Here is a 12,814-nt window from a genome sequence, read left to right on the forward strand (position 1 = left end):
GGCGAGCGGTTGGCCCCGCACATGGTGCCCGCGACCGTGATGGTCCTCGATGCCCTGCCCCTCACGGCGAACGGCAAACTCGACCGCGCTGCATTACCTGCGCCCGACTTCAGCACCGGCCGAGGACAATTCCGGGCACCGAGAGAGGGCACGGAATCTCTCGTGGCCGCCGCGTTTGCAGTCGAACTCGGTGTGTCGCGGGTCGGCGCGGACGACAACTTCTTCGCCCTCGGAGGCAATTCGTTGACGGCCACCGGAGTCGTCGCGCGACTGCGCGAATCAATCATGACGGACGTGCCGGTCCAGTGGATTTTCACTCATTCGACGCCCGCGTCGTTAGCGCACCGGTTGGCGACGGGCCCGGAGGCTACCGACGACAAAGGCGTCGGTTCATCCGTTGAGGTTCTGCTTCCGCTGCGTGTCACCGGGAGCCGGAATCCGCTGTTCTGCATTCATCCCGCAATCGGGCTGGCATGGTGTTTCAGCGGGTTGGTCCAGTACCTGGACGACGACCGGCCGATCTACGGAGTTCAATCACCCGCATTGACCGATTCCGATACGCGCTTCGACTCGCTCGATGAGCTTGCGGACCGCTATACCCGGGAGATCCGGTCCGTGCAGCCGCACGGGCCGTATCACCTGCTCGGCTACTCGGTGGGAGGCCAGATTGCCCACGCGATAGCGGTGCAGCTGCGGAGTGATGGGGACGACGTGGCCACGCTTGCCATGATGGACAGCCGCCTGATGGCCGGAATCGTGACCGAACACGAGGCCCCGACGATCACAAGACTGGTTGCCGAGTTTGGTGCTGTTGAGCTATACGATGCCGGTGAGGATGTGAACACGACGACAGAACAGGCCGCGGCGTTGCTGCGTCGCAAGGGCGGACTGTTCGCGGCGCTGACGCCGGCCCATCTCGAGACTCTTTACCGCCAATACGGCGACCTCGTCGACGTCGCTCTCGCGCACCGGCCGTCGCCACTCAAGGGTGCTGACCTTCTGTTCTTCAGCGCCACAGAAAGTTCTCAGGATCGCCAAGATTTCAGGCGTCAGACGGGGGCCGCGATCTGGAAGGAATACGTCTTGGGTGAAGTGCAGGAATACCAAGTCCCCACCAGTCATGAGCAGATGACGAGCCCGCAAGGCCTTGCGGCAATCGGCCCGGTCCTCAACCACCACTTGAAGTTCGTCGACTGAGCCTTCGCAACACGGGAAGGCGCGATATGAGGGTTGTTACTGGCTGCTGGCTCGACGTCGAGTAGGACGAGTGCACGTCGGGTGACCTGGCTTCGCCGACGACGGTGGCTCTGGTCGGCGAGCACACGCCGGTGCGGTGTGAGTCCGGCCACGCGGACGATGAGTTCGGCGGACGCTCGTTGCAATTCGAGTGGTCGGGGTTTCGGGGTGGATGTGTTGTGCCTCGTGTGCGCGTTGGTGAGTACTCGGAACGAAAGATCGTGAGAAGGAACGTAAGTACTGCGGAATAGTGTGTCAGCGCGCCGGTGGCCTGGGGGTGAGTTGTCGTGGTCGCGAAGGTGGGCCGCCAGTGTTGAGCGCGGTGGCGTGCGAGGCGTTTGTGGGAGCGGCCGCGGCGGGGCCGCTGTGGCCGGTGTTGGGGTGGGGTGTGGCTTTCACGATGGGGACTGCACCCACCCCGGTCGACACACGGGTGTGCAGTTTCAGGCCTCCTGTGCGGTCTGATGGAGGGTCTCAACCGTGACAATCGATGAGGAAGTTCCGCGCGATCTCGCCGAGTTGGTGGTTCCGTTGGAGGGTTCGCTGCGCGCGGCTGACGATCGGTGGCAGCCGTTGATGCTGACCGATCCCGCCGGTGCGTCGGTGGAGTCGGTTGCCGCATACTTCCGGGATTTGCAGGCGCGAGGCTGTTCCGACGCCACGATCCGCTCCTACGGGATGGATTTGCTGCGCTGGTTCCGATTTCTCTGGGCGATCGACGTGTCGTGGAATTCCGCCACCCATGCTGAGGCGCGGGATTTCTGTCGCTGGCTACTGTTGGCAGGCAAACTGATTCGATCGCACTGGCGCTAATCGAGTACGACGGCGACATCGAGCGGGAAGCCCTATTCGGCATCGGTTCGCGCACACAGCGAGACGGTGCTGCGATGCTTCTACGGGTTCGACCTGGAGGAGGGCAGCGGGCCGATCGTGAACCCCTTTCCCTCGGGTCGTTCCTCACATGGCCGACGGGCAAACGCCCATCACAACCCGATGGAACCGTATGCATGCGAGCGCCGCGGCTTGTATCGCCCACGCTTCCAGCGCGATCGCAGCTCCCACAACGGAGCCGTCGTCGACCTCGGCATCCCCACCAGGCCGAAAATTGAATAGCCGTCACCAGAATGGGATCTCACAGCGAGCCCGCGGAGTCAGTGAATTCGACGATGTGCCGCAGAAACATCCGGGTGACCTTCGCGGGCAGGAACCCGGGGTCGGCGCGTACGCGGCCGCTGAGCCCGGGGATCGGCACCGCCCGACCGATCTGCCATTCGGAGGTGGCGTTGTCGAGGAACGCCTGGTCGACCTCGGTGATCTCCTCGATGCCGTCGATGAACGTGCGGACGGCGGCGACGACCTCGGGGTCGTCGGTGATGACGCCTGTGTGCAGGTTCGGTGACGACAGGACCCGGACGCAGGCCTCGACGAAGTATGTAAGCGCGATCGGGGAGGTGGCGTGCGCGCGTACCGCGGCCCTGGAGGCGTTGACGACGAGGATGTCGCCGGCACGTAGCGGCAGCAGCTCGGGTGCCTCCTGGTCGAGGTACGCGATCGCGGCGCGGCGATGCCCCCTTACTCGGATCGTGCGGGTGATGTGCGGCCAGGGGCTCGGTCCGTGGAATGTGGTCCCCATACTCGGAAGTGCGGGCACGATGCGCTGTGCCGCTCTTGTGCTCGGGACTGGGTCGGTCCATCTAGGAACTGTGAATATGACACGTCCCCTGCTCTTGTGAGCCCGGACGGCGCAGTGGTGCGGCTCTGCCGCGGCGGTGGTGGTTCGTAGCCGTGGACGAGCTGTTGTAGAGCCGGATTGACACTTTACCGATAAGCAGGAGTCTCAGTTCCGTGCATTGTGCACTTCCCTACTATGTCGTACGAGGTGGTTCCATTTCCACTACGAGTCGCTCCCTGAAACCGGACCGCAGCAGACGATTTCTTGGTACCAAACGGTTCCCCGTCGGCTGCGAATGGATTATTTCAGTATGCTTCCCACCGCCAACTCCGCGGTGGAATCCTTGCCGGCCCCGATCCCACTCGACGCGGGCGAGACCGAGAACACCCAGCCCCGTAGCGCAAGGAATCGCAGCACACCGACAAACGCGCTGATCGCGACCACCAAGCTGGCTTCCACCGGAGGATTGGCCGTGGGGGCCATGAACTCGAACGATGCGAGAGCTACCGACGTGAGAGTCACACCCACCAACGCAAGTCCGCCGGCTTCCCATTGCGCCACAAACCAACTCACCCGCGCGGAGGCATGAAACGTCAGCCTGCGGTGGAGCTCGTTTGCGACGATTGTGCTGACGACAACGCCTGCAGCATTGGCGACGAATACGCCGTACGAATGGAGAATCAGAAACAACAGCGCGTACAGCGCATTGCTCGATCCGCCGACGATAACAAATCGAACGAACTGCGCCAACACGCCGTCGCTGCGTAACACGCAGCTACCGGCCCGTCGCCTGACCTCAGCTCGCGCGGCGGCGCAGGATTCGCCGTACACGCGCGCCGTACCCGCCGCGCCGCGAGGATTGATGGGTGTGGTCTCTGCGAGGTGCCGCTGCATAGTACTTCCTATTCAGTGCCGCGTGTTGAGTCATTAGAATGTCAGCGGGGCTTGTGCGCATTGCTTCTGCGGTTTCTGACACGGACCGCCGATAGGTGAGTCGAAGACGAAGCACATCCTGGTAGCGTTCGGCTAGGTCGGCTACCAGCGCCTGCCATTCCGTTGGCATTCCCTCGCGACTATCCATCGTTTTTTTCTCTGATTTGGTGTGGGCTTCGCGGGCCGCCGTGGAGTCGGATTGGGCGACCGAATGATTCGGTATCAGACCTGTCTACCGGCGTGGCCGAGTGGGTACAGAGAATCAGTACACTCTCAGGTGCCCGCCCGAAACAGGCAGTTCGGTGTATGACCGGAGAATTGAACGACGGTGGGCAGAAGATCATTCAGCCCATTTGGTGGTTCCCGGTGGTGCGCTGAGGGTGGTGAGGAGGTCGATTCCGGCGACGATCAGGGTTGGTCCACCGATGGCGATCGTTCCAAGAATGGCTCCGATACCGGCGCCGGTGACACCGAATGGCAGGCATCCGAAGACTGCGACAGGGGTTCCGATGGCGCACCCGAGCAGGAACCCGAGAATTGCGCCGACAATGGTCCCGGTGAGGCTACCGACGGCGGACGCGATCGCGAGCTGTTGCTGGAAGCCCGTCTGTGCTCGGGAGTTCTCCGCGATGGATGCTGTATCGTGCAGCGCAAGTTGATTGCCCGCTTTGGGCGTGGATAGCTGGTCGACGCTCGGGGTCATGCGAAGAGTCTTGCCGTCGCTGCTTACTTCTCGGTGGAAAGGCAATTCACGTTCGCCGATGCGATAGGTGAGGGGCAGTGAAACAACGCTCATCCCCGTTTCGTCGGTGAGATCGGCGGAGTTGTTCGGAGTCAGAGTGAACTTTCCGGTGTCGATCGTGGTGATAATCGAGGTACCTTCGATGTGTGCCTCATATCTGATCTCGTTTGGGGGGCTTGCTGGTTCCGCGAGTGCAGTGGTGGAACCGGCTGTGAGTGTGGCGGCGAGGAGCGCCGAGGTGATGGCGAATAAGTGAAGTTTCATATGGACATCTGCTCTGTACTGCCGAGTTGGGTGCGGAGGTGGCATCGGTCACAGCGCTGCGCCCAGAGGGGACCGTCGGCTTCGTGGACATCGATGGGTGCGCGATTGCCGTAGGCGGGCTTCAGTGAGGGGCGGGTGAAACTGACCTACGCGATCCCTGTACCTGCGCTGGAGAAGCAAGTGCCGAGGTGCCGTCGGCTGTCTTGCTTGTTCGGAACTCGTTGGCTCGGTGCACTGTCGGGATGACATGGTGCGTGGCGAGCGACGTCCGTTGATGATTGAGGATCGAATCGAACGTCAGAGGATCATGAACTTCTCTTAGCCAGCTCGCGGTTGACGCGCAGGTCGTCTTCTACCCGTGATGTCGTCCAGGTGTTGGTGCCGCTTGGTGGATCTGGGATGGTTGTACGGGGGTGACCATCGTGCGACTATGTGAGCATGGCCGCCGCCAGCAATACGAGACCGACGGCGAGTCCGCCACCAAGGGCACCGAGTGTCGGGTTACCAATCCAGGCTCCCAGCAGACTCATCCCGCCGATAGTGGTGGCGGAAAACAATCCGAATGCCTTCCACCGTAGTACGTTCTCTGAGGTGGAGCGGCCTCTGAGGTGGTGCTGATCATCGATGATCATGGTTTATTCCTCCTTTCTCATGGTGCCTGATCGATCAAACGCGAGGGCCTGGAACGAAAGGCGGCCACCGCTCCCGCGTTATGCGGAAATTGTGCGCACGAGGGTGGCTACCGCGAGTAGCAGAAGTATGAGGGGCCTGACGAGTTTGTAGTCCCCAGAGGCGAACGTGTGCGAGGGTCGCCCCGATGAAATAGGCGATGACCCGGCTGTGGTAGCCACTCGTAGCGGCCACGAGAACAACCCGAGGAGCAGGCCCACTGCTCCGGCAAATTCGGCGGCGGCGAGGAGCCACGCCGCGGTGAGGGAAGCCGACGGTTGTCAGGGTGGTCATCTGCATCGCGTCGCGGCGTAGTCTTCCGATGTCGGCGACGAGCAACAGGGACGCGAGGGCGATCGAGACGACGATGGTCGCGACGAGCATGGCTTACCTTCCTGGACAAAAGCTGAGAAGGATCGTGGTGTCTGCGATATCAAGTGGGTTGACACCGGAGACGGACGGGTTCCCGGGATCTGGGTCACCCGCGGGGAGCGTCGGGCCCGTGCACGATTCGTGGGGCGGGCAGTCCGGATGCCGGCAGAGGGGCCCAGTCGGCGAGTTCGGTGAGCAACTCGGCGACCCGATCCGAGCAGTGCGCGGGATCCGGTGCTGGTCCCAATCCGAGTCCCTCGACCACCAGCACGTTTCCTTGGGTGAGTCCGTGGACTCCGAGCGACCACCCGAAGTGGCGGTTCCAGGCGAGGACGGCCTTCCGGCCGCGGTAGTAGGGGATCTCGCTGGAAAGGGTCACGACCGCGTCGAAGGCGGGGGTATACCACCAGTCGACCGACAGGGCGTCCACCGTCGTCGCGACGGAACCGACGTACTCACCGGCATTCGCCGAGCTGGTGGCCTGGACCTGCCTGGTTCGGAGCGTCGATGGCGTGCGTTGACGTGGTTGCGCGCCCGTCGGGTGATCAGCCGCCCCGTCGGGATACGTCACCTGCCGGGTGTTTGCGGCGCGTGCGGTCATTGCGCGACTGGTCGACGCGGGGCCGGAGATGCTCGAATTTATGTGCGGAAGGTGAGCCATGGCCATAGTCCTTGTCGTGCGTTGCCAATGGTTTGTGTAAGACAAAACATTCTTAGCACACCAATTGTTGGCGGGGAAGTGTAAGATATCCGACATGGATGGTCTGGCGAACGAGCCCACGCACCGTTGCGGTGCCCTCCTCGATTACCTGGCCAGGAGGATGCGATTGCACGGCGAATGCGTTCTCGGCCCGCTGGGGCTGCGGCCGCGTCACCTGGTCGCTCTGACCGTGCTGCGCGACCGCAGTGGAATTACCCAACAAGCACTCTCGGCGACACTGATGCTGGATCGCGCCAACATCGTCGGTCTTCTCAACGACCTCGAGAGTGCCGGCCTCGTCGAACGCATCCGCTCCACGCTGGACCGGCGCCGCCACCTCGTCCAGCTCACGGAGGCGGGGGCGTCCCGCCTGGCAGACGCGGAGTGTGCCCTCGCGGCGGCTGAGGATCATGTCCTTTCCGCCCTCAACCCCGCCCAGCGGGAGCAGTTGTATTCGCTGCTCCAGCAGGCGACGGCGGACGACTGTTCGGCACCAGCGGACAACACCAGCTACGCAACCGTCGTCGCGGAGAACTGACCCGCCACGCCGAACATCGACGAGGTGCCACAGAAACATCGGGTGTCCCGTGAGGTCAAGTTAGGGCCCGGGGACCACTCCAGTTGGAGCGATGTGTTGGCGCACACCCCCGAGATCAGCAGTTCCAGAGTCCGATCGGCGCGACCCGCGGGCTGGGGGAGACGATTCGATGGACGGCTCTAGCTTAGTCCTGGATTGGGGTGTCGAAGCTCGGCGGGCTGTATTTCGTGTCCGCACAACGATGGGTCGAGGTCGATTCTGGTGGAGGAAGTACGCGTCATCGCGGCGGTTGTGGGGGATGGCGATGGCGTCGGAGTCCCCGACTGCGGGCGGGAGGATCCGCTCGTTGTCGTCGGTTACTTGGATGGGCACGTCACCCCCGCCGTATGCGTCCACCAAGTTGGTCGAGGCGAAGCGACTCTCTGGTATCCCGCAGCAGGCCACCCCTGTTCCTCATTGGTGCTGGGTTCGTATTCGGTGATGTGCCACAGGAACATCCGGGTAATCGAGGTGGCTTCGTCGCCGTCGGAGGCTTGGACAACGGGGAAGCACAACCGGCGCCCGCAAGCGTCGTTCCCGACCACCGCTCAGACGGCCGCCACGACCACGACCACGATGGCAACCACACGACGTTCACAGCCGCGGTGACCTCGTCATCGGTCTCTTGGCTGTCCGATCCGTAAGGGCTCCAGTTCGCTGTCGACAGGCGAGGGTTCGGACGCGGTGTGATCGGTCCGCAGGTAGCGCTACCGTGGGCGTAGGCGAGCAAGGAGTACTGAGAGCCATGAGCCCGAGTAAGGATAATGATCTCCGTCGGCGGATCCGTGACTTCATGGTGTCGCGGCGAGAACGCGTCACCCCGGGTGATCTGGGTATCCAGGGCAATGACCCGAAACGACGGGTGAAGGGCCTCCGGCGGGAGGAAGTTGCGATGCTAGCGGGTGTGAGCGTCGAGTACTACACCCGCCTCGAACGCGGCGACGCTGCGGGCGCGTCGGCGTCGATCATCAACTCGGTCGCCCGGGTGTTGCGGCTGACGGATGTCGAGCGGGAACATCTTCGGCGACTGCACCAGGCACTGGCCGAGGGTGATGCGGCCGAACCAATCCGGATGGTCACGCAGGTACGTCCCGACGTGCAGCGCTTGCTGGATGCGATGGAGCACATCCCAGCCTTTGCAGTTAATCGCCGTGGCGACGTGATCGCGGCGAACCTGCTCGGCAGGGCGTTCTACGCGCCCATGTACGACGGGTCACGGGATCCGGTTAATCACACGTGGTTCCACTTCAATAACCAACCCGCATCGCGGGCGTTCTGGGTGGACTGGGACATCATCGCCGACAACAGTGTTGACATCCTACGCACCGAGCTCGGCACAGGAAGGGACGACCCGGAGCTCTCGGCGCTGGTAGCTGAACTGCTCGAGGTGGAGGAGTTCGCGACGCGTTGGGCCTCGCACAACGTCCGCCGACACGCGACCGGTCTGAAGCGCGTGAACCACCCGGTGGTGGGGCGGATGGATCTGACGTACGAGGGCATGTACCTCGCCGCCCACGTGGATGTGTCGCTACTGACGTTCAATCCGGAACCAGGTACGCCCGCGGGTGATGCGATGCGGCTGCTCGACTTGTGGGCGCGGGACGATGCCCGCTTCGACCAGGACGCTCCGGGCACCCGGCAGTGATGGCTGTGAGGGGGTCACGGAGCGTGACTCCCTCGATGCTGCGTTGCTCCATATCGTGATTACAGGCGGTCAATGATGTGCGTTGACTGGCCAGTTGCGAACAAAGGAGCAAAAATGCGCGCTGCAGTCATTCATGGAGAGCGGGACATTCGAGTCGAAGAGGTCCCGGACCCCGTGCTCGCCACAGGCCCGGGTTCGAGTGGTCGCGACGCGATCGTAAAGGTCGTCGCGTCCTGCGTGTGTGGTTCCGACTTGTGGCTCTATCGTGGCATCGAACCCACCGAGCGGCCCCACCGCATCGGGCACGAGTTCGTCGGCGTCGTTGAGGCTGTCGGTGACAGCGTCGAGAACGTGACGGTCGGTGATTTCGTGATCGCCCCATTCTCGATTTCGGACAACACCTGTTTCAACTGTCGGAACGGTGTCACCGGCCAGTGCTTACACGGCGGGCTCTGGGGCGTCGGCACGAAGGAGGAAGGGTTCGCGGATGCGGGCCAGGGTGAACGGGTCCGTGTCCCGCTCGCGGACGGCACGCTGGTCGTCGTTCCCGGCGGGAACCCCGACCCGGCGCTGATTCCGAGCTTGCTGAGCCTGTCCGACGTCATGGCGACCGGGCATCATGCCGCCGTGTCGGCCGGCGTGCAGGAAGGCAGCACCGTCGCTGTCGTTGGTGACGGCGCGGTGGGGTTGTGCGCGGTGATCGCCGCGAAGCGGCTGGGTGCGTCCCGAATCGTGGCGATGTCTCGGCACCAGTCCCGGCAGAAGCTCGCGACCGAGTTCGGCGCAACGGACATCGTGCCTGAGCGCGGGGAAGACGGCATCGCCAGGCTCAAGGAGATGTTCGACGGCATCGGTCCGGACGCTGTGCTCGAGTGCGTCGGCACCAAGGAGTCGATGGATCAGGCGCTGTCCTCCACCCGTCCAGGGGGGCAGGTTGGATTCGTCGGTGTCCCACACGGGGAGCTGCCAGTCGGACAGATGTTCGGGACGAATGTCGGCGTTCGCGGCGGCATTGCACCTGTCCGCGCCTACCTCGATGACCTGCTCCCGGATGTGCTGAACGGCCGAATTGAGCCCGGCAAGGTATTCGACAGCGAGGTTTCGCTCGCGGACATCGTCGATGCATACAAGGCGATGGACGAGCGCAGCGCCATCAAGGTACTCATCCGCCCCTGAATAGCTTGTGGCTCGCCGTGAAGTGGGCAGGGGCACGCAATGGTCAAGGGCGACTCCCACACGGCAGGTGCTGCCCGTCGCGGCCCGAATCACCAGCGGGGCACGGGCAGTTCGGGACCGGATCGATTCGAGTTGGCAATGTGCCGAGATCTTTGCCGAGTGATCACGACTGCAGCAGCTCGAAATCTGTTGCTGCGGAGAGGGCCTGGGCCAGACTGTGTTCGACGATCTCGATGCTGGGAAGTATCTGCTAGATCGCCGAGCGCAGGCTCGGGGAGTTTTCGCGGGGGAGGATCCCCGGGGCCGGCGGCGTGGGGAAGGACGCGATGGTCCCTCCGAGGGTGCACAACGCAACGCGGTGACCGGCGTTCATGATCTGCCTCTTGTCCTCTCGGCTGTGTCTGGGTGGTCGGACGGGTGCGGGGTTGTCGCCAGACCGAAGCGGCTCTCGAGGTGGAGGAGTTTCTTCGCGCGGGCGAGTTTCGGGAGATCATTGCCGTCGTGGATATGGGCGCCGTCCGTCACCGAGCTCGGTGACGGTACTCCGCAATTCCCTAGACGGCCGCCGGTATTCACTGTGGCAGGGACACACCATTGGCTCATGATGATCCTCAGTGCTTCGGCTATGCGATGAGAACCGGGCTCAACGCATCCACCGGTCGGATGGCGCAGTGGCTCCGCACACCGCGACCCGGAAGCAGGCAGACATTGGATCGAACCTGCTGATCCAGGTCTACAGGCAATGCGGGACGCTAATCGCACCTCTGATCTCGGCATGTTCCCGAGGCTGTTCCTCGGCCACCCCATCGGGCACCAACGTCCTCTCACTTCTAACTGCAGCGATCGGGTCGAGAGCGCTACAGGTGCTGATCGTCCGAGGACCGGATGACGCTAAAGTTGCTCGCTGTGCTCGTGGAGCACGCGTCGATGACGAAACAAAGTGTCCCGCAATCATGGGCGGGACAACCATGTGTGTGCATCCGGGGCCGGCCGCTTTGCGTCTACATCCGACTTGGTTGCTCGACCAGAATCAGACATGGCGACTGTGCCCGCGGTCGGGTCGAACGACGGTGGGTCATACCCGACTCCGAAGAACGCGTACGTCGCATGGTACCTAGAGCTGGGTCCGGTGCAATTGGCCGTTCCGAACTCGACACCAACAAGTACCGGATACGGTTGTTCGCGGTGGTGCTTGATGCGTGCGGCTCCAACGTCGGCCGGATGATGCCTAACCGTTCCGCGGCCTCCTGCGTCGTCCACCCTACTGCGGCTGGTCCGAGCGTTACGTCGGGACCCGTTAGTAGTTTTGCGTATTCGGACGACGCACCTGTCCGCCGATAAGTGTTCGTAATCGATATCGAGCGGACTCACATCCTCTGGATCTTCATGAATACATGCGTGTCTGACGCCGAACAGTGCCCGTTCGGGTGCAACGAATCAGGTGGATTGGTCGGGCTGGTGGGGTGTCTCCTGCACGTGTGCGTACACCGTGGCGAGTTCGCCCGCGGTTCGGGAATCGCAACCTGTGGTCTCGACTGCTCGCCTCAGTCGCTCGAGGAATTGATGCTGGGAGATCCCAAAGGTCTCGAATGTGAGGTCAGCGGGAACTCCGCCATACGGCATCCAGATCCGAGCCAGCTCGATGATTTCGAAGGATTCCCTGGGCAAGGCAGGATTACGGCGATCACCAAGTCGTTCTCGGCGGCTTCGTCGTCGCGCGTGCCTGTACTTGCGAATCTGTTGGTCGATGTCTGCCTCGGGAGGCGCCGAGCAGTCGGAAGCAGAGCGTGGGTGGGGGACGGGGTTTACGGTCATTTCGGATCCTGTTGGACCGAGCGCCTTCGCGGCGCCGGAAAAGTCTATGCGGTTCGACAAGCGGGTGATGGATTCGAATGCGCCACGCTCGTCCCGATCGTGCGAGCTCAAAGATGGCTCGCACGATTGACACTCTCTGACTGGAACAGGCAGATCCCGTGTGGGTCCCTGCCGGTAACTATTGTTCGTCTGCAGTTGCTGCCTGTCGGATGATGTCGGCGACGACGTCGGGTCGCGATACGTACACGGCGTGGCTTCCGGGTGTCTCGATCACGGTCGCTCCGATCCGCTTGGCCATCGACTCCTGTGCGGCGGGTGGGATCATCCGGTCTTCGGTGACGTGCAGGTACCAACTGGGTTTGACGCGCCAGGCGGCGTCACTGATGGTCCCACCGAGGGCGTCGAGACCCCATGGAACCTGGGAGTCGGCCAGGAACGCCGCTTGCTCGGCTGGCACGTCCGCGGCGAACGAGTCGGAGAATTTGTTCCGGTCGAGGAAGAGGTTGCCGTCTTGTGGCGGCAGAATCGGGGGCTGGGGTCCGTCCTGTGGGAAGCCGCCGAGGAGGGTGTTCACGGACTCACCGGTGTCCGGCGCGAATGCGGTGATGTAGACGAGGGCGGCGACGTTGGGGTGCGTGCCGGCCTCGGTGATGACGGCTCCCCCGTAGGAGTGCCCTACGAGGATGACGGGACCGTCGACGTCATCGATGACTTGACGTGTGGTGGCCGCGTCGTCCGTCAGTGATTTTGTCGGATTCTGCACGACGCGGACGTTGAATCCGTCCTTCTTGAGGGCGTCGTAGACGGCCCTCCAGCCGGATCCGTCCACAAAGCCCCCGTGAACGAGAACGACTGTCTTTTGTGCTGAACTCATGCTGGTCTCCTTGCCTGAAAGTTGGTAAATATCAGTGAATCTGGCCCGACTTCCGCAGCTGATGAGCACACGATTTCCCGGAAAGGCGCGCTGAACTGGGGTAATGCCGAATATGCGCGTTGGAGGCGTGTTACTACAA

The 12,814-nt window shown here is 62.9% G+C and carries 10 protein-coding genes and 1 pseudogene; 5 read left to right on the forward strand and 6 right to left on the reverse strand.

Going from position 1 to position 12,814, the window contains the following annotated elements; genetic code table 11:
* Nucleotides 1-39 precede the first annotated feature (39 nt).
* Nucleotides 40-1,197: a thioesterase domain-containing protein gene (locus ACFWAY_RS51090; protein ID WP_378516158.1), complete on the forward strand. Its 1,158-nt coding sequence runs from the start codon at nucleotides 40-42 to the stop codon at nucleotides 1,195-1,197.
* 519 nt (nucleotides 1,198-1,716) lie between these two features.
* The gene (locus ACFWAY_RS51095; RefSeq protein WP_378516159.1) at nucleotides 1,717-2,049 is read left to right on the forward strand and encodes a site-specific integrase; all 333 of its coding nucleotides are present in this window, start codon (nucleotides 1,717-1,719) and stop codon (nucleotides 2,047-2,049) included.
* Between the two features lie 331 nt (nucleotides 2,050-2,380).
* On the opposite strand, the pseudogene ACFWAY_RS51100 reads toward ACFWAY_RS51095, so the two are convergent.
* The 5 genes and pseudogenes from ACFWAY_RS51100 to ACFWAY_RS51120 form a co-directional block, all read right to left on the reverse strand.
* A pseudogene (locus tag ACFWAY_RS51100) lies at nucleotides 2,381-2,869 on the reverse strand (phosphatidylserine/phosphatidylglycerophosphate/cardiolipin synthase family protein); the annotation flags it as partial.
* A gap of 339 nt (nucleotides 2,870-3,208) precedes the next feature.
* Nucleotides 3,209-3,802, reverse strand: coding sequence for a GtrA family protein (locus ACFWAY_RS51105; RefSeq protein WP_378516160.1), 594 nt, complete (start codon nucleotides 3,800-3,802; stop codon nucleotides 3,209-3,211).
* 379 nt (nucleotides 3,803-4,181) lie between these two features.
* On the reverse strand, nucleotides 4,182-4,847 hold the full coding sequence (locus ACFWAY_RS51110; RefSeq protein WP_378516161.1) for an ammonium transporter: 666 nt from the start codon (nucleotides 4,845-4,847) through the stop codon (nucleotides 4,182-4,184).
* 428 nt (nucleotides 4,848-5,275) lie between these two features.
* Nucleotides 5,276-5,479 (reverse strand): hypothetical protein, encoded by a 204-nt coding sequence (locus ACFWAY_RS51115; RefSeq protein WP_378516162.1) that lies wholly within the window; start codon nucleotides 5,477-5,479, stop codon nucleotides 5,276-5,278.
* Nucleotides 5,480-5,994: 515 nt separating this feature from the next.
* The gene (locus ACFWAY_RS51120) at nucleotides 5,995-6,489 is read right to left on the reverse strand and encodes a DUF6292 family protein (RefSeq protein WP_378516163.1); all 495 of its coding nucleotides are present in this window, start codon (nucleotides 6,487-6,489) and stop codon (nucleotides 5,995-5,997) included.
* Between the two features lie 154 nt (nucleotides 6,490-6,643).
* Here ACFWAY_RS51120 and ACFWAY_RS51125 point away from each other — a divergent pair, with 154 nt between their 5' ends.
* The 3 genes from ACFWAY_RS51125 (at nucleotide 6,644) to ACFWAY_RS51135 (ending at nucleotide 9,986) form a co-directional block, all read left to right on the forward strand.
* The gene (locus ACFWAY_RS51125) at nucleotides 6,644-7,126 is read left to right on the forward strand and encodes a MarR family winged helix-turn-helix transcriptional regulator (protein WP_378516164.1); all 483 of its coding nucleotides are present in this window, start codon (nucleotides 6,644-6,646) and stop codon (nucleotides 7,124-7,126) included.
* A 784-nt stretch (nucleotides 7,127-7,910) separates the two neighbouring features.
* Entirely contained in the window at nucleotides 7,911-8,810 is a 900-nt protein-coding gene (locus tag ACFWAY_RS51130) for a helix-turn-helix transcriptional regulator (RefSeq protein WP_378516165.1), read from the forward strand.
* A gap of 114 nt (nucleotides 8,811-8,924) precedes the next feature.
* Nucleotides 8,925-9,986 (forward strand): zinc-dependent alcohol dehydrogenase family protein, encoded by a 1,062-nt coding sequence (locus ACFWAY_RS51135; protein ID WP_378516166.1) that lies wholly within the window; start codon nucleotides 8,925-8,927, stop codon nucleotides 9,984-9,986.
* A 1,993-nt stretch (nucleotides 9,987-11,979) separates the two neighbouring features.
* On the opposite strand, the gene ACFWAY_RS51140 is transcribed toward ACFWAY_RS51135, so the two are convergent.
* The gene (locus tag ACFWAY_RS51140; protein ID WP_378516167.1) at nucleotides 11,980-12,675 is read right to left on the reverse strand and encodes an alpha/beta fold hydrolase; all 696 of its coding nucleotides are present in this window, start codon (nucleotides 12,673-12,675) and stop codon (nucleotides 11,980-11,982) included.
* Nucleotides 12,676-12,814 lie beyond the last annotated feature (139 nt).

This window comes from Rhodococcus sp. NPDC059968 (assembly GCF_042738615.1).
Lineage (GTDB): Bacteria > Actinomycetota > Actinomycetes > Mycobacteriales > Mycobacteriaceae > Rhodococcus_F.

Coding starts and splice junctions, on each gene's coding strand:
- ACFWAY_RS51110 (WP_378516161.1), bottom strand. CDS start 4,847: ATGAAACTTCACTTATTCGCCATCACCTCGGCGCTCCTCGCCGCCACA.
- ACFWAY_RS51140 (WP_378516167.1), bottom strand. CDS start 12,675: ATGAGTTCAGCACAAAAGACAGTCGTTCTCGTTCACGGGGGCTTTGTG.
- ACFWAY_RS51115 (WP_378516162.1), bottom strand. CDS start 5,479: ATGATCATCGATGATCAGCACCACCTCAGAGGCCGCTCCACCTCAGAG.
- ACFWAY_RS51125 (WP_378516164.1), top strand. CDS start 6,644: ATGGATGGTCTGGCGAACGAGCCCACGCACCGTTGCGGTGCCCTCCTC.
- ACFWAY_RS51135 (WP_378516166.1), top strand. CDS start 8,925: ATGCGCGCTGCAGTCATTCATGGAGAGCGGGACATTCGAGTCGAAGAG.
- ACFWAY_RS51120 (WP_378516163.1), bottom strand. CDS start 6,489: ATGACCGCACGCGCCGCAAACACCCGGCAGGTGACGTATCCCGACGGG.
- ACFWAY_RS51105 (WP_378516160.1), bottom strand. CDS start 3,802: ATGCAGCGGCACCTCGCAGAGACCACACCCATCAATCCTCGCGGCGCG.
- ACFWAY_RS51090 (WP_378516158.1), top strand. CDS start 40: ATGGTCCTCGATGCCCTGCCCCTCACGGCGAACGGCAAACTCGACCGC.
- ACFWAY_RS51130 (WP_378516165.1), top strand. CDS start 7,911: ATGAGCCCGAGTAAGGATAATGATCTCCGTCGGCGGATCCGTGACTTC.